The 20286-nt window shown below is 65.5% G+C and carries 18 protein-coding genes; 15 read left to right on the top strand and 3 right to left on the bottom strand.

Annotation, left to right across the window (positions count from 1 at the left end):
* The first annotated feature begins 5 nt into the window (after positions 1-5).
* From BX591_RS22545 to BX591_RS22535, 3 genes are read left to right on the top strand one after another with little or no spacing between them, the layout of a single operon-like run.
* Entirely contained in the window at positions 6-1037 is a 1032-nt protein-coding gene (locus BX591_RS22545) for an iron ABC transporter substrate-binding protein (protein ID WP_111933525.1), read from the top strand.
* On the top strand, positions 1038-2642 hold the full coding sequence (locus BX591_RS22540) for an ABC transporter permease (RefSeq protein WP_111933524.1): 1605 nt from the start codon (positions 1038-1040) through the stop codon (positions 2640-2642).
* A gap of 51 nt (positions 2643-2693) precedes the next feature.
* Positions 2694-3752 (top strand): ABC transporter ATP-binding protein, encoded by a 1059-nt coding sequence (locus tag BX591_RS22535; RefSeq protein WP_111933523.1) that lies wholly within the window; start codon positions 2694-2696, stop codon positions 3750-3752.
* On the opposite strand, the gene BX591_RS22530 is transcribed toward BX591_RS22535, so the two are convergent.
* Positions 3749-4678, bottom strand: a complete 930-nt coding sequence (locus BX591_RS22530) for a LysR substrate-binding domain-containing protein (protein ID WP_111933522.1) — start codon at positions 4676-4678, stop codon at positions 3749-3751. The genes BX591_RS22535 and BX591_RS22530 overlap by 4 nt on opposite strands.
* 103 nt (positions 4679-4781) lie before the next feature.
* Between BX591_RS22530 and BX591_RS22525 the strand changes: the two genes are divergently transcribed.
* Together BX591_RS22525 and BX591_RS22520 are read left to right on the top strand one after the other, a co-directional pair.
* Positions 4782-5702 (top strand): DMT family transporter, encoded by a 921-nt coding sequence (locus BX591_RS22525; RefSeq protein ID WP_111933521.1) that lies wholly within the window; start codon positions 4782-4784, stop codon positions 5700-5702.
* Positions 5703-6058: 356 nt separating this feature from the next.
* Positions 6059-8197: a TonB-dependent receptor gene (locus BX591_RS22520; RefSeq protein ID WP_111933611.1), complete on the top strand. Its 2139-nt coding sequence runs from the start codon at positions 6059-6061 to the stop codon at positions 8195-8197.
* A gap of 115 nt (positions 8198-8312) precedes the next feature.
* On the opposite strand, the gene BX591_RS22515 is transcribed toward BX591_RS22520, so the two are convergent.
* Positions 8313-9611 carry an MFS transporter gene (locus BX591_RS22515; protein ID WP_111933520.1) on the bottom strand — a complete coding sequence of 433 codons (1299 nt, stop codon included), beginning with the start codon at positions 9609-9611 and terminating at the stop codon, positions 8313-8315.
* 206 nt (positions 9612-9817) lie between these two features.
* Here BX591_RS22515 and BX591_RS22510 point away from each other — a divergent pair, with 206 nt between their 5' ends.
* From BX591_RS22510 to mdcH, 8 genes are read left to right on the top strand one after another with little or no spacing between them, the layout of a single operon-like run.
* On the top strand, positions 9818-10591 hold the full coding sequence (locus BX591_RS22510; RefSeq protein WP_111933519.1) for a GntR family transcriptional regulator: 774 nt from the start codon (positions 9818-9820) through the stop codon (positions 10589-10591).
* An 8-nt stretch (positions 10592-10599) separates the two neighbouring features.
* Positions 10600-12285 carry a malonate decarboxylase subunit alpha gene (mdcA, locus tag BX591_RS22505; RefSeq protein WP_111933518.1) on the top strand — a complete coding sequence of 562 codons (1686 nt, stop codon included), beginning with the start codon at positions 10600-10602 and terminating at the stop codon, positions 12283-12285.
* Between the two features lie 2 nt (positions 12286-12287).
* Positions 12288-13214: a triphosphoribosyl-dephospho-CoA synthase gene (locus tag BX591_RS22500; protein WP_111933517.1), complete on the top strand. Its 927-nt coding sequence runs from the start codon at positions 12288-12290 to the stop codon at positions 13212-13214.
* The gene (locus BX591_RS22495; protein ID WP_111933516.1) at positions 13202-13525 is read left to right on the top strand and encodes a malonate decarboxylase subunit delta; all 324 of its coding nucleotides are present in this window, start codon (positions 13202-13204) and stop codon (positions 13523-13525) included. Before BX591_RS22500 ends, BX591_RS22495 begins: the two co-directional genes overlap by 13 nt.
* Complete coding sequence (locus BX591_RS22490) at positions 13522-14406, top strand: biotin-independent malonate decarboxylase subunit beta (protein ID WP_111933515.1); 885 nt, start codon at positions 13522-13524, stop codon at positions 14404-14406. The genes BX591_RS22495 and BX591_RS22490 overlap by 4 nt, the downstream gene beginning before the upstream one ends.
* Entirely contained in the window at positions 14403-15230 is an 828-nt protein-coding gene (gene mdcE, locus BX591_RS22485) for a biotin-independent malonate decarboxylase subunit gamma (protein WP_111933514.1), read from the top strand. The genes BX591_RS22490 and mdcE overlap by 4 nt, the downstream gene beginning before the upstream one ends.
* Positions 15230-15928: a malonate decarboxylase holo-ACP synthase gene (locus tag BX591_RS22480; protein ID WP_111933610.1), complete on the top strand. Its 699-nt coding sequence runs from the start codon at positions 15230-15232 to the stop codon at positions 15926-15928. Before mdcE ends, BX591_RS22480 begins: the two co-directional genes overlap by 1 nt.
* The gene (gene mdcH, locus BX591_RS22475) at positions 15928-16860 is read left to right on the top strand and encodes a malonate decarboxylase subunit epsilon (protein WP_111933513.1); all 933 of its coding nucleotides are present in this window, start codon (positions 15928-15930) and stop codon (positions 16858-16860) included. Before BX591_RS22480 ends, mdcH begins: the two co-directional genes overlap by 1 nt.
* A 25-nt stretch (positions 16861-16885) precedes the next feature.
* Here mdcH and BX591_RS22470 read toward each other — a convergent pair whose 3' ends face one another.
* Positions 16886-17824, bottom strand: coding sequence for a LysR family transcriptional regulator (locus BX591_RS22470; protein ID WP_111933512.1), 939 nt, complete (start codon positions 17822-17824; stop codon positions 16886-16888).
* A gap of 206 nt (positions 17825-18030) precedes the next feature.
* On the opposite strand from BX591_RS22470, the gene BX591_RS22465 reads away from it, so the two are divergent.
* Positions 18031-18810 carry a putative hydro-lyase gene (locus BX591_RS22465; RefSeq protein WP_111933511.1) on the top strand — a complete coding sequence of 260 codons (780 nt, stop codon included), beginning with the start codon at positions 18031-18033 and terminating at the stop codon, positions 18808-18810.
* Positions 18811-18923: 113 nt separating this feature from the next.
* Entirely contained in the window at positions 18924-20225 is a 1302-nt protein-coding gene (locus BX591_RS22460) for an MFS transporter (RefSeq protein WP_111933510.1), read from the top strand.
* Positions 20226-20286 lie beyond the last annotated feature (61 nt).

The raw sequence follows: 20286 nt of genomic DNA, 5'->3' as shown, positions 1-20286 counted from the left end.
GGATCATGGCTCAATCATGGTTTGGCACCCGCGTGCGCCTCATCGGCAGCGCAGCAGCGCTCACGCTCGCGGCTTTCGCGACGGTGCCTTCGGCGGCGCAAGCCGCGTCGATCACGGTTTATAACGCGCAGCACGAACAGGTCGTCAACCTGCTCGCCAAAGACTTCGCAAAGCAGTCGGGCATCTCGGTGAAGATCCGCAACGGCGAAGGCCCGGCCATGGCCGCGCAGATCGTCGCGGAAGGCTCCGCTACGCCGGCCGACGTGTACTTCACGGAAAACTCGCCCGAGCTGATGCTGCTCGAAGAGAAAGGCCTGCTGAACAAGGTGGACAGCGCGACGCTCGCCACCGTGCCGGCACGCTTCAGCTCGCCGACGGGCTCGTGGGTCGCGGTGACCGCGCGTGAAAACGTGCTGGCCTACAACACCACCAAGCTGCAACCGTCGCAACTGCCGCAATCGTTGTTCGATCTCGCCAGGCCGGAATGGAAAGGTAAGGTCGGTATCGCACCGAGCGACGGCGACTTCCTGCCGCTGGTGAGCGCCGTGCTCGCGCTGAAGGGCGAAGCGCAAACGGTGCAATGGCTCAAGGGCCTGAAAGCCAACGCGCAACTTTTCGACGACGACGAAGGCGTGGTGGCCGCCGTCAATCGCGGCGGTGTCGCGACCGGTCTGATCAACAACTACTACTGGGCTCGCCTGCACGCTGAAATCGGCGACGGCAAGACCCGCAGCGCGATCTATCACTTCGGCAACGGCGACGCCGGCGCGGCGGTGAACGTGTCGGGCGCGGCGATCCTGAAGACCGCGCACAACGTGGACGGCGCGCAGAAGTTTCTCGCGTATCTGGTCAGCGATCGCGCGCAACAACTGATGGCGAACAGCCACGTCATGTTCGAATATCCGCTGCGCGCAGGTGTCGCATCGGACCCGATCCTCAAGCCGTTCACCGAACTGAAGCCGCCGGCACTGACCATCGAGCAGCTCGGCGACGACAGCCAGGCCGGCAAACTGTTGCGTCAGGCAGGTCTGCTGTAAATGAGCGAAGCCTTGTCAGCCGGTCCACCGGCTGTATCGACCGTCACGGCGCGCGCGCGTTCGCGCGCGCCGCGCGGTTTGTTCGCGGCAGCAGCAATCAGCGCTTTGCTGGTTCTGCTGCCGATTGCGTTTACGTTCTGGCGTGCCGCGAGCTTCGGCGCGGGCGAAGCGGCCGATCTGATTTTCCGCCCGCTGGTCGGCGAACTGCTGGTCAACACCGTACTGATCACCGTCTCGACCACGCTGGTGTCCGCGGTGCTCGGCACGGCGGCCGCGTGGTTCGTCGAGCGCACGCATCTGCCGGGGCGGCGCCTATGGGCAGTGCTCACGGCCGCGCCGCTCGCCATGCCCGCGTTTATTTCGAGCTATGCGTGGGTGTCGTTGAGCCAGGATTTGCAGGACTTCAACGGCGCGCTGCTGGTGCTGACCTGCGGGTATTTCCCGCTGGTCTACCTACCGGTGGCCGCCGCGCTGCGCAGCATGGACCCGGCGCTCGAGGAAAGCGCACGCGCGCTCGGCTGCAGCCGCTGGAGCAGCTTCGTGCGGGTGGTGCTGCCGCAACTGCGCCCTGCATTGCTCGGCGGCATGCTGCTGGTGGCGCTCGGCGTGCTGTCCGAATTCGGCGCGTTTACGCTGCTGCGTTTTCACACCTTCACGACGCAGATCTACGCGGAATTCCGCACCAGTTTCGACGGCGGCGGCGCCTCGCTGCTTGCCTGTCTGCTGATCGTGATCTGCCTGATCGTGCTCGCGTTCGAGTTTCGCGTGCGCGGCGCGGCACGGTATGAACGCGTCGATCGCGGCACACGTCGCGCGGTATTGCGCTACGACCTCGGCGCATGGCGCTGGATCGTCGCCGCCGGCTTTGCGCTGCTCACGATCACCACGCTCGGCGTGCCGCTCGGCATGATCGGCTACTGGCTCACGCAACCGGGCGCGGCAGCCGTCACGCCGGCCGACGTGTCGCCGGAACTGCTGTTCAACGCCACGTTGTCGTCGGTCGGTTTCGGCCTCGCCGCCGCGGCGTTGACCACCTTGCTGGTGATCCCGCTCGCGTTCCTGCTGGTGCGTTACCCGACCCGTTTCGCGACGCTGTTCGAGCGCAGCGTGTTTCTCGCGCAGGGCGTGCCGGGTCTGGTGATCGCGCTGGCGATCGTGTCGCTCGCGGTGCATGCACTGCAGCCGCTCTATCAAAGCGCGACGCTGCTGGTGGTCGCCTACGCGATGCTGTTCATGCCGGTCGCGCTGGTCAGCGTGCGCGCTGCCTTCATGCAGGCGCAGCCGCGTCTGGAGGAAACCGCGCGCGCGCTCGGCCTGAACTGGTCGCAGACGCTGTTCCGCGTCGTGTTGCCGCTGGCGGGTCCGGGACTTGGGGCCGCCGCGTCGATGGTGTTCATTTCGGTCGTCACCGAGCTGAACGCGACGCTGCTGCTCTCCCCGCTCGACACGCAAACGCTCGCCACCCAGGTCTGGGCCGACACGTCGACCATGGCGTTCGCCGCCGCCGCGCCGTATGCCGCGCTGCTCACCGGCATTTCGTTGTTCGCCTCGGGCCTGCTGTTCGCCCTGCTCGGCAAATCGGCGCTGCTCGGCGAACGCGGCTGATTCGGTGCTGATCGATGCCCCTGCTCCCCCTGCTTTAATGATCGGATTTTCATGAGCGAACTTCGTATCCGCGGACTGCAAAAATCGTTCGACGGCCACCCGGTGCTGCACGGCATCGATCTCTCGGTCGAGCGCGGCACGTTACTCGCGCTGCTCGGCCCGTCCGGCAGCGGCAAGACCACATTGCTGCGCCTGTTGTGCGGCTTCGAACGCGCGGATGGCGGCAGTGTCGAAATCGACGGCCGTAGCGTGGTCGGCGATAACCTGCACGTGCCGTCGGAACAGCGCCGCATTGGTTATGTGCCGCAGGAAGGCGCGCTGTTTCCGCATCTGTCGGTGGCGGACAACATCGTGTTCGGCTTGCCGCGCACACAGCGGCGCGCGCGGCATCGGGTCGCCGAGTTGCTGGAGCTGGTCGGTTTGCCGGCGGACTTCGGCACGCGCGCACCGCAGCAACTGTCGGGCGGTCAGCAGCAGCGTGTCGCGCTGGCCCGCGCGCTCGCGCCGTCGCCTACGTTGGTGATGCTCGACGAACCGTTTTCCTCGCTCGACGCCGCCTTGCGGCTCGAAACCCGTCAGGCGGTAGCAAGCGCGCTGGCCGCGACCGGCGCTACGGCGGTGCTGGTCACGCACGATCAATCCGAGGCTCTGTCGCTCGGGCATGAGGTCGCGGTGCTGTGGAACGGCCGGCTGATTCAGACGGCGACGCCGCAGACCTTGTACCGGCTGCCGGTCACGCGCGAGCTGGCCTCGTTCGTCGGCGAAGCGGTGTTGCTGCCGGGCACGGTCACGCAGGATCGCGTGAGTTGTGAGCTGGGCGACTTGCCGTTGTCCACGCCGATCGGCCAGGGCGCCGTGGACGTGATGGTGCGGCCCGAGCAGATCCGCCTGTTTCGCGACGAAGATCGCCTGGTCAACGACACCCGGGCTTACGACGCGATCGTCACCGAGGTGACGTTCCAGGGGCAGGACGCCGGCGTTGCGCTGCAAATGCAGTCCGGCACGCGAACCATGGTGCGCGCCCGCGTGCCGGGCTATCTGTCGCCGCAGCCGGGCGAACGCGTGCGGCTGTCGGTGGACGGCGAGGTTACCGCCTACCCGCGCGCTTAAGCCTGCGCCGCGCTCGACGACGCCTTCGAGCGCGACTGCACCTGCGATGGCGACTGCGTCTGCATCTGTGGTCCCAACGACAAATCCTGCACCATCTGCGCGGCCAGATAATCGCAAGTCGGCCGGTCCGATTTGGCGCTGCGGGCCACCACGATTTCCAGCGGCGCGATCTTCGGCAAGCCTTGCGCTTCGCCGAGAATCGCGAGACGCGAGGGCACGCTGCAACGCGTGAGCGCGATCACCGACAACCCCGCATCCACGGTCGCGACCAGCCCCATCAGACTCGCGCTGCTGAACGCCGCGCGATAGCGGATGCGCGCGCCGTCGAGCGCGGCCAGCGTATGTTGCCGCGCCACGCAACCGGGCTCGTAGAGCCCCACCGGTAACGGCGACGCCGCCAGCACCGGTGTATCCACCGACGCCCCCACCCACACCATCGGCTCGCTGCGCACGAATTCGCCGCGCAGTTTGCGGTCGCGCGTGACGAACGCGAGATCGATCTTGTTGTCCGCCAGCATCGGCGCGAGCGAGGTGCTCTGCGCGCAGACGATTTCGATTTCCACGTGCGGATACAGCGTCGAGAAACGCCGCAACACCGGCGACAGCAGCGACGACACATAGTCGTCCGGCGCGCCGAGCACCACGCGCCCGCTCACTTCGGGCCGCACGATCGCCGACCACGCTTCCTCATGCAAGGCCAGCACCCGCCGCGCGTATTCGAGCAAGGTATTGCCGGGCCGCGTCAGCGAAAGATTGCGCGTGTTGCGGGCGAACAGCGTGGTGCCGAGCATGGTTTCGAGCCGCTTGATCTGCATGCTGACCGCCGCCTGCGACCGATGTACGGTCGCCGACGCCTTCGTGAAACTGCCCGTTTCCACCACCGCGATAAAGCTGCGCAGCAAATCGACGTCGAACTCGGGATGCATGATTTATCAATCCAGCTTATGGAATTACTCAATTTAATTCGTTTGTCGGTGCCATGCAAGCCGCGCAATACTTGGCGGCATCAACTCACGGAGACCGCTTCGCATGTCCCTCACCCAACGTCAACAAGGCGCCATCACGCTGGCCAGCGGCGGGCTTCTGATGGGCACGATCGGCGCCTTCGTCGAGGAAGCGCGGCTCGGCGCGCTGACCCTCGTGTTCTTTCGCTGCCTGTTCGGCTTTCTGTCGCTGGCCGCGTATTGCGCGTGGAAGGGCTATTTCACGCGCGCGCATTTCACGCGCCGCACGGTCGTGCTGGCGCTGGTTTCCGGCGTGCTGATGGTCACACAGTGGGTCGGCTTCTTCGACGCGATCCATCGCACCAGTATCGCGGTCGCGACCGTGGTGTTTCATGTGCAGCCGTTCTGGGTCGTGCTGATCGGCGCCGCGCTGTTCAACGAGCGGCTCGGCATCGACCGGCTCGGCTGGATCGCGACGGCGTTCGTCGGTCTCGTGCTCGCGTCGGGCGTGGCGGCCACGGAGAATCTGCAAGGCCATACGAGCTATCTGATCGGGATCGGCGAAGCGCTCGCGGGGTCGGTGCTTTATGCGAGCGTCACGTTGATCGCCAAAGGGCTCGGTGAGTTGCGCCCGCATCTGCTGACGCTCGTGCAGTGCGCGGTCGGCGTGGTGTGTCTGCCGTTCATCGCGCCGCTCACTGCCGTGCATATCGGACCGACGCAATGGTTCTGGCTGGTGGGCATGGGCGTGCTGCATACGGGGCTCTCGTATGTGCTGATCTACGGCGCGCTGCCCAAGCTGACCACGCCGATCATCGCCGTGTTGCTGTTCGTTTATCCGCTGACCGCGATCGTGGTCGATGCGCTCGTGTACGGACGCGCACTCTCGATGCCGCAACTCGCGGGCATGGCGTTGATCGTCGTCGCGAGTCTGGGGGTGAATCTCGGTTGGCCGCTGCTCACGCTGTTGCGGCCCGGCGCGCGAGCGCGACGGCATGCGGATTGAATTTACAAAAACCTGTGTTTTTCCATTCAATTAGCACAGTCGAGAATCGTTCTCGTTTATAATTTCAAGATATTACAAGCTGGACACTGATCCGGCTTCTGCTGCACCTCCCAACCCCACATCGACATGCCATTCCGAGGCAGCCGATGTCACGTCCGCACCCTTCTTACGCTGACGCACGGCGCCCCGGCCGTTTCAATTTCGAACTCATCCGATCGCTTCAGGGGACTTCACCACTTCGCTTCAACTGACCGACCACACGGCGTTCCGCTTTGCCGTGCGCGTGCGCTTTTGCGTACGTTTTTGCCGTACTCCAAACCGATAACACCACCGATCCATACTCGAAGAACGTCTTCATGAACGTCAAAAAGAAAACTTACCGCGCGTTGCTGCTCGCCACGTCGCTGGCCAGCGCCCGTCCTTTGCTGGCTCAAGAGGCCGCGCCCGCCGTCGGTCCGGCCGACAACACGCTGCCGGCGATCGCCGTCAAGGCCGCCGCCGACCGCTCGTACGACGGCAGCACCTCGAACACCGCGACGAAGATGAACATGTCGCTAATGGATGTGCCGCAAACGGTCAACGTCGTGCCGCGCGCGCTACTCGACGAACAGAACGCGACCTCGTTGCAGGACGCGTTGCGCAACGTGCCGGGCATCGGCTTCTCCGTCGGCGACGGCCAGCGCGACCAGATCACGCTGCGCGGCTTCAACAACATCACCGATCAATACGTCGACGGCATTCGCGACGATGCGCTCTACTACCGCGACCTCTCGAACGTGGAACGCGTCGACGTGTTGAAGGGACCGGCCGCGGTGCTCTACGGACGCGGCTCGGCCGGCGGCCTGATCAATCGCGTGTTGAAAAAACCCAGCGCGAATCCCGAGCAATCGGTCGGCGTGACGCTCGGCACCGAAGGCGAGCGGCGCGGCGAGTTCGATCTCGGCTGGAATGCGAACGACGCCGCGCGTTTTCGCATCACAGGCGCGGCCGAGAACTCGAACAGCTTTCGCGACCAGTTTCAGTTGAATCGTCAGGCCGTGGCGCCGTCGGTGCAATTCCGGATCGATAAAGACACCACGCTCAATCTCGAAGCCGACTACCTGCACGATCGCCGCACTTCGGACCAAGGCTTGCCGGCTTATCTCGGCCGCCCGGTCAACGTGCCGATCAACACGTATTACGGCTCGGCGAACGCGGCGAACACGTCGTATAACGACGTCGACGCAAAGAGCGCGACCGCGTCGCTCGATCATCGCTTCAACGATTCGTTGTCGCTGCACACCGCCGTGCGCGCGTACGACTTCTCGCTCGAACGCAAAAACTACGTGACGTACGAGCCGATCAAGACCGCGTTGAATCCGGTCGTGACCCTCGATCAGAGCACCCGCTTCCGTCAGGATCACGGCGTGGACGGTCTCTTCGAACTGACGCAGAAAACCACGCTGTTCGGCATGAAGCACGAACTGCTGTACGGCGTCGAACTCTCGCAGCAGCAGAAATTCGACACGATCTACTCGACCACCAAGGTCGCCACCTACAACCTGTACAACCCACAACTGGTGAATCTGCCCGGCGTGAGCCCGGGCGTGCCGGCCAGGACGAACGCGGCGACGGTGCTGGGGCTGGCCGGCGTCTACGCGCAGGACCTGATCTCGCTGACCGAGCACTGGAAGATTCTCGCGGGCTTGCGCTTCGACTATCTGACGCAGACGCGCAACGACTACACGTCGGCGCACGTCAATCTGGACCGCACGGATCGCGCGTGGAGTCCGCGCGTCGGACTGATTTACGAACCGCTCGACTGGGTGTCGCTGTACGCGTCGTATAGCCAGTCGTTCTCGCCGCTGGCCGATACGCTGATCAGCAGCGGCGCGTTCGCGAACGGTTCGGCGCTCGCGCCGCAAAAAACCACCGCCTTCGAAGTCGGCTCGAAATTCGACCTCGGCCGCGCGAGCGCGAGCGTCGCGCTGTTCGATATGAAGCAGACCAATCAGCAGATCGCCGATCCGGCGAATCCCACTTACGCGCTGCCGATCGGCACGCAGCACACGCGCGGACTGGAACTGTCGATGACCGGCGAAATCGCGCCGAAGTGGTCGGTCTACGCGGGCTACGCGTACCTGAACGGCAATGTGGACGGCTCGCCGCAAGCGAGCTCGGCCGGCCTGCTGTTGAACCAGAACACGCCGGGGCTGATGCCGCGTCACAGCGCGAGTGTCTGGATCAAGCGCGATCTGAAGTACGGTTTTTATGCGGCGGGCGGCGCGCAATTCCAGTCGGCGCGTTATACGTCGGCCAGCGACGCGGTGACGTTGCCGTCGTTCGTGACGTTCGATCTCGGCGCGGGTTATCACGGCAAGAACGTCGACGTGGCGTTGACGCTGGATAACCTGTTCGACCGCAAGTACTTCATCGCGGCGCACGGCAATGCGGACATGTACAACATGCCGGGCGCGCCGCGCACGCTGACGGCGTCGGTGCGGTGGAAGATGTAAGCGCATCGGCACGCGAGGCGCGCCTGGCGCGCCGCGGACGTCAATGAAAAAACCCGGCGTTTCTCGCGAAGCGCCGGGTTTTCCGTTTAATCCTCGTAGTAGAAGCGACAGGCGATCACTGCGGCAACACCTCCCCTTTCGTTTCCGGCGCGAACGGAATGACGAACAGTCCGACCACGAACGCGAGCGCCGTCAACGCCACCGGCACGCCGAGCGTATGCATATGCAGCACCGCCGCGCCGAGCAGAAAGTTGACCCCGGCCCCGACAAAACGCCCGAACGACGTGCAGAACGCGAACGCCGTCGCCCGTACGCGGGTCTCGAATTGCTCCGGCAGCCATAAGCTGAACAGCGCGAAGTTTCCGCCGAAGAACCCCAGCACGAACAGCCACGCGATAAACGGCGCGAGTCCGTTCGGCAGATAGAACGCCCAGCCGAAACTGCCGACGATCGCGATCGCCATCCCCGCGAAGTACACCGCCAGCGTCTTCTTGCGGCCAATCCGTTCAGCCATCGGCGGCAATGCGAGGCAACCGAGAATCGTCGCGATGGACAGCAGCCCCGTGGCCAGCGAAGCGGTCCTGATCGCGTCGTTCTTCGCCATGCCGGCCTTGGTCGCCAGTTGAATCACCGCGGACGGTTCATACACCGCGCCGGCCCACAACCCGATAATCGCGATCGTCAGCAGAATGCACGCCACCCACGTGCGACGCCGATACGCCGGCCCCATGATTTCGCGCAGCGGCCTGGCGCGCGCGGCGCCGGCCTCGGCCTTCTGCCACTTGTCCGTTTCCTTCACGCGCAACAGCACCAGAATCGCCACCACCACCGGCACCGCGCCGGTCAGGAACATCACGCGCCAGCCGTAGTGCACGCCGACCGTGTAATTGAGCGCGGCCGCAAGGAAGAAGCCGGCGTAATAGCCCGTTTGCAGATAACCGGCGCCCATCTTGCGACGATCTTCCGGCCAGGATTCCGCTACGTAGGTGCCGGCCAGCGCCCACTCGCCGCCGATCCCCACGCCCGCGATAAAGCGGTAAATGCCCAGCTCCCACACGTTATGCGAGGTCGCCGCGAGGCCGGTGAAAATCGCGAATGTGAAGATCGTGCCGGCCAGTACCTTGGTGCGGCCGAAGCGATCCGCCAGCGGCCCCCAGATAAACGACAGGCCCCAGCCGACCAGGAACAGCGCGAACAGGATCGACCCGGCGAGGCCGACATTGGCCGGCGTGGCCGCGTAACCCGAACGCGGCAACAACTCGGTCAAGGCCGGTGTCAGCACCAGCGCATAGATGAACGAGTCCATGCCGTCGAGCGTCCAGCCGGCCCACGCGCCCCAAAAACCGGCGATCTGCGAACGATTGAGCGGCGTGCGCCGCCGCGTGACCGACGTGCGGTCGGTTAGTGAATTCATCTTGCTGCTCCTCCGGCCCTGCAGTTGACGTACGGGTTTGGGTGCCCATCAAGGGAATCGACGAAACGGCGCACGGCGGCTTGAACGAACCGCGCCGTCCTCGTACAACAAAGAGGAACGGTCCGCGGCGAGCCGAAAAAACTTTCCGGGTTTGCCGGGTTTGTCCCATCCATAAATGCTCTTTTTTATATATAATATTCAATATTATGAGCGACGCAATAGATGGTTTTCCCCTGGACGCTTCCGCGCGCAGCCCGCTTTTACCGGCGGCGGCGCCCCGTGAGAGCACGTCCCGCGTGATCGCGGAGGCGCTGCGCGCCGCGATTGTCGACGGCACGCTGGCGCCTGGCGCGCCGCTGCGCCAGGACGCGATCGCGCGGCATTTCTCGGTCAGCGCAATTCCCGTGCGCGAAGCCTTACGCCTGCTCGAAACCGAAGGCTGGGCGAAAGCCGCCGTCCACAAAGGCGCAACCGTCGCGCCGTTGTCGGCGGACGAAGCACGCGAAATCTACGAGATCCGTTCGGCGCTGGAGAGCCTGGCCATCGGCCTCGCCATTCCTCATCACACGGCCGCCACGCTGCGCGAAGCCGCGAAGCTCTGCCGCGCCGCCGAACGCGAACCGGACCCCGCACTGTACGTAGCACGCAATGTCGCGTTCCATATGAGCCTGTATGCGCCCGCCGCCCGTCCGCAACTCGAGGAGATGATCGGAACGCTGCATCGGCGCGGTGAACGCTATCTGCGGCTGAAGCTGGACCTGCCGTCGCGCAAGGGCGAATCGGACCATGAACACACCGCCCTGCTCGACGCCGTGCAGCGCCGCGATATTCCCGCCGCACAGGCGCAGGTCGTCGCGCATCTGCTCGGCACCGGCGACCTGCTGCACCGTTTTCTGACCGAACGCGCGCAGGCCGAAGCCGCGCTCGCCAATCAACCCAAGCCGCGCGGCCGACGCCCGCGTCTTGCCACCGGGAGTTGACTGAGCCGATGAACCAAGCTGCCGAAATCACCGCTGCGTCCGCCGCTACATCGCCGCCTGCCGCGCGCTCGTGGACCACGCGCCGCGATGAAAAAAACCGCCGCCTCGCGGCCATCGCACCCTGGCTGCAAGACGGTGTGCTGCCTACCCACCGTATCGTCGATGCACTGGAAACGCTGATCCGCCCCGGCGACCGCGTCGCACTCGAAGGCGACAACCAGAAACAGGCCGACTTCCTGTCGCGTTCGTTCGCCCAGGTCGATCCGCAAAAAATTCACGACGTACATCTGCTGATTTCGAGCATTGGCCGTCCGGAACATTTGACGCTGTTCGAGCGCGGCATCGCGCATAAGGTGGACTTCTCGTTCGCCGGGCCGCAGAGTCTGCGGGTCGCGCAACTGCTGGAAGACGGCCAGCTCGAGATCGGCTCGATCTACACCTACGTCGAGCTGTACGCGCGCATGTTCGTGGATCTGACGCCGCACGTCGCGCTGCTATGCGCGGAAAAAGCCGACCGTCACGGCAATCTGTACACCGGCGCGAATACCGAAGACACCCCCACCATCGCCGAGGCCGCCGCGTTCCGGCATGGCATCGTGATCGTGCAGGTCAATGAGATCGTCGACGAACTGCCGCGCGTCGACATTCCCGGTTCGTGGGTCGACGTGGTCGTGCAAGCCGACCGGCCGTTCGCCGTCGAGCCGCTGTTCACGCGCGATCCGCGCCATATCGGCGACCTGCAGGTGTTGACCGCGATGATGGTGATCCGCGGCATCTACGAACCGTATGGCGTGACGTCGCTGAATCACGGCATCGGCTTCGACACCGCCGCGATCGAATTGCTGCTGCCCACGTATGGCGAAGCGCTCGGCCTGAAGGGCAAGATCTGCCGCAACTGGACGCTCAATCCGCATCCCACCATGATTCCGGCGATCGAATCGGGCTGGGTCGACAGCATTCATTGCTTCGGCAGCGAGGTCGGCATGGAGGCGTATATCGAAGCGCGTCCCGACGTGTTCTTCACCGGCAACGATGGCAGCCTGCGCTCGAATCGCGTGCTGTGCCAACTGGCCGGGCAATACGGCGTCGACCTGTTTATCGGCTCGACCTTGCAGATCGACGCGGACGCGAATTCCTCCACCGTCACGCGCGGCCGCCTGGCCGGTTTCGGCGGCGCGCCGAACATGGGCCACGATCCGCGCGGCCGGCGTCATTCGAGCGAAGCCTGGCTCAAGCTGCTGAAAGATCAGGGTCCGGTGTCGCGCGGCCAGAAACTGGTCGTGCAAATGGCCGAGACGTACAAGAAAGGCGGCGAGCCGACCTTCGTCGATGAACTCGACGCGGTCGCGGTCGGCGCGAAGAGCGGCATGCCGATCGCCCCGGTCATGATTTACGGCGACGACGTCAGCCATGTGGTGACCGAGGAAGGCATTGCGCATCTGCACAAAGCCGAAGGCATCGACGAGCGGCGCGCGGCGATTGCCGCCGTGGCGGGCGTCACGCCGATCGGCCTGCGCGCCAAGCCTGAGAAGACGGCGGAGTTGCGCCGGCGCGGCATCGTCGCGTATCCGGAAGATCTCGGCATTCGACGCGGCGAAGCCAAGCGCTCGCTGCTGGCGGCACGCAGCATCGACGATCTGGTGACGTGGTCGGGCGGTCTGTATGCGCCGCCGGCACGCTTCAGGAGCTGGTAAGCATGGCGCCCGCTGCGTTGTTGAAGCGTGTCGAGCGGTCGTCCGCGCGGGTCCCCGCCCTGCCTTCCGACGCGCAACTTGCCCGCTACGCGGTCACCGCGCTGATCGACGAAGTCCAACTCACCCCCAAGCCCGCGCTGGTCGATCGGCGCGGCAGCGGCGCGCATCGCGATCTCGATCTCGCCCTCATGCTGCGCTCGGCGCATTCGCTCGAACCGACCTTCGCGGCGCTCGCGCACGCGGCGCGCCGCCGTGGCGAACCGTCCGCGTTGTTGCGCGCCGAGCTGGCGCAGATCGGCCGCAGCGGCGAGCAGGACATGCTGCGAGCCACCGGCGGCAGCAACGCGCATCGCGGCGCGATCTGGATCGTCGGCCTGCTGGTTGCGGGCGCAACGATGGCGACCGGCGACAACGCGACGAACCGGTCGAAAGCCTCGCGAATCGGCACCTATGCCGCGCAAATCGCCTGCTTTCCGGACCGCTTCGCCGCGCCCTCCGACAGTCACGGCGAACGTGCACGCCGGCGCTACCAGGTCGGCGGCGCGCGCCGCGAAGCGCAGGACGGCTTCCCGCATGCGATCGACGTCGGCCTGCCCGCCTTGCTCGCGGCGCGTGCGCGAGGCGTCGACGAAAACGCCGCGCGCGTCGACGCGCTGCTCGCGATCATGGCCTCGCTCGACGACACCTGCCTGCTGCATCGCGCGGGTTTGGCGGGTTTGCACGCCGGCCAGCATGGCGCGCAACGCGTGCTGGACGCCGGCGGCAGTTCCACGCCGGCAGGCCGCGCCGCCCTCGCCGCACTCGAACACGTATTGCTGTCGCTTAACGCCTCGCCCGGCGGCGCAGCCGATCTGCTCGCCGCCACCCTTTTTCTCGACATGCTGGCGCATCACGACGCCGGCGGGAGCCCGGACTCATGGAACATCTGACCTTCGACTATCCGGCGCAACGCGCCGTCACGACCCGCGCGCATGTCGGCGTGGTGGGTTCGGGCGATCTGGAAGTGCTGCTGGCGCCCGCCGATTCCTCCGCGGCCACGGCCGCGCTGAGCGCGCATGTGGTGGTGCGCACTAGCGTCGACGGTTACAGCCACATCTGGAAAAGCGTGCTCGACCGCTTCTTCACCCGCTACGACGGCGCCGCGCAAATCGAAATCAACGACTTCGGCGCAACGCCCGGCGTAGTCGCCTTAAGACTCGCGGAAGCCGTCGAAGCCGCTGAACAAGGAGACGCCGCATGAACACCGTCGCGAATCTTCAACCCGCGCCAATGTTGCGCGACAGTTTCATCGAACTGCCGGCGCGCGAACGCGCGCGCTCGCTGCTGGATGCCGGCAGCTTCCGTGAACTGCTGGGCCCGTTCGACCGGATCGAATCGCCGTGGCTGCCGCTGCAAGGCGTGGTCTGTCAGGCCGACGACGGCTGCGTGATCGCGCGCGGCACCATCGACGGCGAGCTTGCCGTGGTCGCCGCGATCGAATCGGCGTTCCAGGGCGGCAGCATCGGCGAAGTATCGGGCAGCAAGATCGCCGCCGCGCTCGAACTGGCGCTGCGCGATTGCGAGCGCGGCAAGCTCGTGCGCCCGGTCGTGCTGTTCGAAACCGGCGGCGTGCGGCTTCAGGAAGCCAATCTCGGCCTCGCCGTGATCGCCGAAATGCAGGCCGCGATCGTCGCGTTGCGCCGGCATGTACCGGTGGTCGGCGTGATCGCGGGCATGGTGGGGTGTTTCGGCGGCATGTCGCTCGCGGCGTCGCTGTGTTCGTATCTGGTCGTCACGAAGCAAGGGCGGCTCGGCATGAACGGTCCCGAGGTGATCGAACAGGAAGCCGGTATCGACGAACTCGATGCGAGCGATCGCCGCCGCGTGTGGCAACTGATCGGCGGTGAACAACGCGCCGCGACCGCACTCGCCGATCGACTGATCGACGACGACGCCGACGCCGTGCGCGCCGCCGTGCGTGCCGCGTTCGCTCGAGGCGTGCCGGCCGCGCATCGCAGCGAACAGGTCGACCTGTTTCTGAACCGTCTCGCGCAAATCGATCCCGCCAGCGTCACGCCGGAAAGCATGCGCGAGGTCTTCAACCAGCACGCCGCAACCGAGCCGCGCAAGGAGCAAGCATGAGCGATACCACTCTCAGCCCGTTGAGCCGCGGCGCGCGCTGGTTTCACGCGCTGGCCGGCGAACCGTCCAGTGCGGCGCCCGTGTGGAGCGGCGACGCGTCGCTCGGCGGCGAGACCGCGCGCTTCGTCACGGTCGTGCCCGATCCCGCCAACCGCTTTCCGCGCGCGACGGATAACGTCGTCGGTCTCGAACAGGGCTGGCTGCTCGCCCGCGCCGTGCGCGAAGCGGTCGCGCAAGACGCGGCGAGCGGTACGCGCCGCCCGATCGTCGCGATCGTCGACGTGAAAAGCCAGGCGTATGGCTATCGTGAGGAAATGCTCGGCATTCATCTCGCCTGCGCGGCCGGGGTCGATGCGTACGCAACGGCTCGCGACGCGGGGCATCCCGTGATTGCACTGATTGTCGGACCGGCCATGTCGGGCGCGTTCCTCGCGCACGGCTATCAGGCCAACCGCATCGTCGCGCTCGACGCGCCCGGCACGATGGTTCACGCCATGGGCAAGGAAGCAGCCGCGCGCGTGACGCGCCGCACCGTCGAAGAACTCGACGCGCTCGGCGAAACGATCGTGCCGATGTCGTATTCGATGGCGTCGTTCGCCAAACTCGGCCTGCTCGATCAACTGATCGACGGCGTCGACGCCGATGCGCCGGACGCGTCGCACATCGAACATGTGCGGCAGGTGCTGGCCGAACAGATTCGTAGCGCGCGCAACGATAGAAGCAAGGGCCTGTCGCATCGGCTGGAATCGGCGGCGGCGCGGAAGAATCGCGCGGCGTCGATCGAAGTGCGCCGGCGCCTCGCCGAACAATGGGATGCCGTCTGATGCAGACCTGCGCGGCCCCGCCGTTCGTCGTCGAGCACGCGTTGTCGTGGGATACGCGATGGCAGCCGCACGATCTGTTGCGGCTGCGCCATTTGCAGGTTGTCGATAATGAGCCGCCGTGGGTTCGCGAGGCATTTGCACGCGCGCCGGTTGCGGTGGTGAGACGAGCCCTGGCTGCTGAAGGCTTCGTCGCGATCGGCGTGCGCGGCGCGGGACGCGCGCAGCGTTATGGCACGTGGGCGCGCGTCGCGGACATCGAAACGGTCGTGGCACCGCAGATGCTTGCACAATCCGAACCGCTTGCAACGCGCGGCGGCCTGGCTGCGTTTGTTGCGCTCGCCGCGTTGCAGCGCGATGCAGCGGGTCCACTGCACGGCTTCGTCTGGGGCCCGACGGGCAGCGCCGGGTTTGAACTGGCTACACAAGTGCCCAGCGTGAGCGCATCGAGCGATCTGGATCTGCTGATCCGCACGCCGGAATCGCTCACGCGAAACCATGCGCTGGCGTTGCTGAACCAGTTGCAAACGCACGCAAAAAACGCCGGCATCCGTGTGGATGCGCAACTCGACACGCCGGCTGGCGGCGTTGCGCTCGCCGAATGGGCAGCGGACAAACCGCGTGTGATGGCGCGTCACGCAAGCGGCCCGCAATTGATCGCCGATCCGTGGGCCGTCGCTCACCGCGACGGGCTCGCCTGATGCTCGCGCTGATCTTCCCCGGCCAGGGCGCGCAAACGGACGGATTTCTGCACCGTCTGCCGTTGCATCCCACGGTACGCGACACGCTGGACGAAGCCTCCCACGTGCTCGGCGCCGACGTGCTGACGCTCGACACACCGGAGGCGTTGCGCTCGACGGTGGCCGTACAGATCGGCTTGACGATCGCGGGCGTCGCCGTGACGCGTGCATTGGCCGCCGAACAACTCGCACCTGAAATCAGCGCGGGGTTGTCGGTCGGCGCTTATGCAGCGGCGGTGAGTTGCGGCGCGGTGCGCTTCGACGACGCGTTGCAGATGGTGCGGCGGCGCGCCGAACTGATGGAAACGGCTTACCCGTCCGGCTACGGACTCGCGGCGGTGTCGGGCTTGACCGAGCATCAACTGGAAGCGCTCGCGGCGCAGCACGCGAACGAAGAGCAGCAACGCGTTTATATCGGCAACGTCAACGCACCGCGCCAGATCGTGATGGCAGGCGCGAATGACGCGCTGGACAGATTCATCGAGCGCGCACTCGCGGCAGGCGCGCGCAAGGCCACGCGACTCGCCGTGAGCGTGCCGTCGCATTGCGATTTGCTCGCTCATGCCACGGACGAACTGGTGGCCTACGCGCAACAGGTGCCGTTTCACGCGCCGCGCAGCATTTACATCGGCAATCGCGGCGCGCGTTCCCTCTACACGGCGGACGCCATCCGCGACGATCTCGCGACCAATATGCGCCACACCGTGCGTTGGTTCGATGCGCTGACCGTCATGCAGGAAATGGGCGCCCGCGTGCTGATCGAAGCACCGCCTGGACAGGTCTCGACGGATATCGTGCGCGAGTACTTTCCGGATAGCGCCGCGCTCGCGGCAAGCGGCTTTTCATTCGAGCGACTGGTCGCGACCGCGCGGCGGCGGATGGACATGCGCTGAGTTGCACCCTCTTCCTCACCTCTCTTCACCGCTTCTCGATCAACTGCCGCCCCATCTTCTTCGCATACCGATCGCACGCATTGCGGGCCACCCGCGACGCCGCCAGCACGCCGACGTCCGCATCGTCGCGGTAATACATCGCCACGTTGATCGGCGGCGGCAACGGACGCACCTGCAATTGCGCCAGCTCGCCGCTGCTCAGGTAAGGCTCGACGAACAGCGCCGGCACCGCGGCAATTCCATAGCCGTCGCGTAAAAGCTTCACGATCACCGCGACCGACGGCATGCACGTGACCTGAGTCTCGGCAAGCGGCACGCCCGCGCGCTTCGCGAGCGTCTGCACGATTGCTTCGACCGCGAGTTGCGGCGCCGTGCCGCGACCGAACGTCAACACCGGTTTGCTCAACAGCGTCTGAACGTGTTTCGCGCGGCCGGCAGGAATCAGATCGCTGCGCGCGATCCAGCGCACCGGGTAGCTCGCCAGCAACGCCGACACGATCGACGTTTCGTGCACGGCGGCTTCCTCCACCTGGATGACCAGATCCAGTTCGGCCGCCCGCAAGCGCGGCCCGAGCACCGCGCTCGAATCGACCGTGAGGTCCACGACGATACGGTGATACTCCGCGTTCAGCATGCGTATGTAGTCCGGCAGCCAGCTATGCACCACCGTTTCGATCACGCCCAGCCGCAGCCGCGTGGCCAATTGCGTTTCGTCCTGCGCGGCCAGTTGCAGCGAGCGCGTGGCCTGCACCACGGAGCGCGCATGCGCGAGCAGCCGCTCGCCGTTGGCCGTGAGCTGAAACAGCGCCGCCTCGCGTTCGATCAACTCGACGCCAAGCTCCGCTTCAAGCGTTTTGATACGCAGCGAGATCGCCGCGGGCGTGGCGTGCATCGCGACCGCGGTCGCGCGAAAACTGCCCAGACGGGCGAGCGTCAGAAATGTTTCGACGAAGCGGGTATTCATGGCGGACGCTCTCCAGTTGACGACGAATCACACGCGATCATCGCCGCAAACGCGCTGTGAGTCGTCCCGATAGCGTTAAGTTTAATTTAACGAAACACAATAAAAACTCGCTGGATGGATATTTTTGACGTTACTAATCTGGCTCCATCGCTGGCCCATTGATCGGGCCGCATCGGCGACGTCATCGACCTGGAGCCAGCACGTCCATGCCTTACAACCCATACGAGTTTCGTCAGCAGATTCGCACGCGGCGCCTGTCCGGTCCGACCGCCGGTTATTGCGGCGACTACGCGCAGGCCAATCTGGCGATTCTGCCGAGCGAGTATGCCGGCGACTTCCTGCGCTTCTGCACGCTCAACCCGAAAGCGTGTCCGCTGCTCGGCATCGGCGAGCCGGGCGACTGGCGCGTACCCGCACTCGGCGCCGGTCTGGATATCCGCAACGACGTACCCGCGTTTTACGTCTACCGTCACGGCGAACGCACCGAGGAGGTCCGCAGCCTCGACGAACTGTGGCGCGACGATCTGGTGGTGTTCGCGATCGGCTGCTCGTTTTCCTTCGAGGAAATGCTGCAACGCGAAGGCATCGCGCTGCGCCATATCGAACAACAGGTCAACGTACCGATGTATCGCACGCGCGAACGCAACGTGCCGGCTGGCCCGTTCAGCGGCCATCGCGTTGTCTCGATGCGGCCGATGAAAGCCGCCGACGCAATCCGCGCCATTCAGATCACCAGCCGCTTTCCCGCAGTGCATGGCGCACCGGTTCATATCGGCGACCCGTCGCTGATCGGCATTCGCGATCTGGCGCAGCCCGATTTCGGCGACGCGGTCGACGTGCGCAGCGATGAATTGCCGGTGTTCTGGGCTTGCGGCGTGACACCGCAAGTCGCGATAGAAAGCGCGCGCTTGCCGTTTGCGATCGCGCACAAGCCAGGGCACATGCTCGTGACCGACATTCCCAACACCTCGCTCGCGGTGTTGTAAGCGAGGCCACTTTTCCCCTAAGTGCCTCGAGCGCTTCAAGCGCCTTAATCGCCTCAACCCGAAGCCGCGCGCCAGCACGACGCACGGCCCACCACGACGACCGGAGTTCAAGCATGGAAACCGAAGCGCAGTTGACCGCAGACGCCGAGCGCTACGACGCACCCGGCCCAGGGAAAGGCCCGTTCGCGTGGTACCGGCAGATCTCCGCGAGCGAGAAGCGCGCGTTCTGGAGCTGCAAGATCGGCTACGTGCTCGACGCGATGGACACGCAGTTCCTCAGCTTCGTGATCCCGACGCTGATCGCGACGTGGGGCATCACACGCGGCGACGCCGGCCTGATCGGCACGGTGACGCTATTGAGTTCCGCGCTGGGCGGCTGGGCCGCCGGCGTGTTGTCGGATCGTATCGGGCGGGTCAAGACCTTGCAGATCACGATTCTCTGGTTCGCGATCTTCACCCTGGCGTGCGCGCTGGCGCAGAATTTCTCGCAACTGCTGTGGGCGCGCGGCTTGATGGGGCTCGGTTTCGGCGGTGAATGGACGGCAGGCGCCGTGCTGATCGGCGAGGTGATTCGCGCGCGCGACCGCGGCAAGGCCGTGGGGCTGGTACAGGCCGGCTGGGCAATCGGCTGGGGCATCGCGACGTTGCTGTTCATGGCCGTTTTTTCGCTGGTGCCGGCCGACTACGCGTGGCGCGTGCTGTTCGCGATCGGCATTGCGCCGGCGCCGTTCGTCATCTGGATTCGCCGTTTCGTCGACGAACCGGAAGTGCACCGGCAACAGAAAGCGGCGCAGGCCGCTACGCAGACGCGCAGCGCGTTGCTCGATATCTTTCGCGGCGAGATCGTCTGGACCACGCTGCGCGCGTCGATCCTCGCCACCGGCGTGCAAGGCGGTTACTACGCGGTCACCACGTGGCTGCCGACGTATCTGAAAACCGAACGGCATCTGAGCGTGATCGGCACCGGCGGCTATCTCGGCGTGGTGATCGTCGGCTCGTATTGCGGCTATCTGACGGGCGCGTATGTCAGCGACCGGTTCGGCCGCAAGCGTGCGTTCATCGGCTTTGCGTTGGCCTCGTGCGCGATCGCGCTGCTGTACACGCAACTGCCGCTCGATAATCTGTCGATGCTCGTGCTCGGCTTTCCGCTAGGGTTTTGCGCGTCGGGCATTTTCTCGGGCATGGGCGCCTTTCTCACCGAACTGTTTCCCACGCGGATTCGCGGCTCAGGCCAGGGCTTCTGCTACAACGTGGGCCGGGCGGTCGGCGCGACCTTTCCGTTTTTGATCGGCTACGTATCGCAGACCATGACACTCGGGCATGCGATCGGCGTGTTCGCAGCCGTGGCGTATGGGGTCGTGATTCTTGCCGCGCTGACGTTGCCCGAGACCAGGGGGCGCGAGCTGGGCGCCTGACCGGAGGCGCGGCGGGTGCTGTGCTGTGTCGCTTAACGCGCGGCTCGCGTGTCGCCGCATG

Origin of the sequence: Paraburkholderia bryophila, from assembly GCF_003269035.1 — a bacterium.
Lineage (GTDB): Bacteria > Pseudomonadota > Gammaproteobacteria > Burkholderiales > Burkholderiaceae > Paraburkholderia > Paraburkholderia bryophila.
This window is presented reverse-complemented; position numbering and strand designations above follow the sequence as displayed.

Coding starts and splice junctions, on each gene's coding strand:
- BX591_RS22470 (WP_111933512.1), bottom strand. CDS start 17,824: ATGAATACCCGCTTCGTCGAAACATTTCTGACGCTCGCCCGTCTGGGC.
- BX591_RS22520 (WP_111933611.1), top strand. CDS start 6,059: ATGAACGTCAAAAAGAAAACTTACCGCGCGTTGCTGCTCGCCACGTCG.
- BX591_RS22495 (WP_111933516.1), top strand. CDS start 13,202: ATGGAACATCTGACCTTCGACTATCCGGCGCAACGCGCCGTCACGACC.
- BX591_RS22535 (WP_111933523.1), top strand. CDS start 2,694: ATGAGCGAACTTCGTATCCGCGGACTGCAAAAATCGTTCGACGGCCAC.
- mdcE (WP_111933514.1), top strand. CDS start 14,403: ATGAGCGATACCACTCTCAGCCCGTTGAGCCGCGGCGCGCGCTGGTTT.
- BX591_RS22500 (WP_111933517.1), top strand. CDS start 12,288: ATGGCGCCCGCTGCGTTGTTGAAGCGTGTCGAGCGGTCGTCCGCGCGG.
- BX591_RS22510 (WP_111933519.1), top strand. CDS start 9,818: ATGAGCGACGCAATAGATGGTTTTCCCCTGGACGCTTCCGCGCGCAGC.
- BX591_RS22525 (WP_111933521.1), top strand. CDS start 4,782: ATGTCCCTCACCCAACGTCAACAAGGCGCCATCACGCTGGCCAGCGGC.
- BX591_RS22460 (WP_111933510.1), top strand. CDS start 18,924: ATGGAAACCGAAGCGCAGTTGACCGCAGACGCCGAGCGCTACGACGCA.
- mdcA (WP_111933518.1), top strand. CDS start 10,600: ATGAACCAAGCTGCCGAAATCACCGCTGCGTCCGCCGCTACATCGCCG.
- mdcH (WP_111933513.1), top strand. CDS start 15,928: ATGCTCGCGCTGATCTTCCCCGGCCAGGGCGCGCAAACGGACGGATTT.
- BX591_RS22540 (WP_111933524.1), top strand. CDS start 1,038: ATGAGCGAAGCCTTGTCAGCCGGTCCACCGGCTGTATCGACCGTCACG.
- BX591_RS22545 (WP_111933525.1), top strand. CDS start 6: ATGGCTCAATCATGGTTTGGCACCCGCGTGCGCCTCATCGGCAGCGCA.
- BX591_RS22490 (WP_111933515.1), top strand. CDS start 13,522: ATGAACACCGTCGCGAATCTTCAACCCGCGCCAATGTTGCGCGACAGT.
- BX591_RS22530 (WP_111933522.1), bottom strand. CDS start 4,678: ATGCATCCCGAGTTCGACGTCGATTTGCTGCGCAGCTTTATCGCGGTG.
- BX591_RS22480 (WP_111933610.1), top strand. CDS start 15,230: ATGCAGACCTGCGCGGCCCCGCCGTTCGTCGTCGAGCACGCGTTGTCG.
- BX591_RS22465 (WP_111933511.1), top strand. CDS start 18,031: ATGCCTTACAACCCATACGAGTTTCGTCAGCAGATTCGCACGCGGCGC.
- BX591_RS22515 (WP_111933520.1), bottom strand. CDS start 9,611: ATGAATTCACTAACCGACCGCACGTCGGTCACGCGGCGGCGCACGCCG.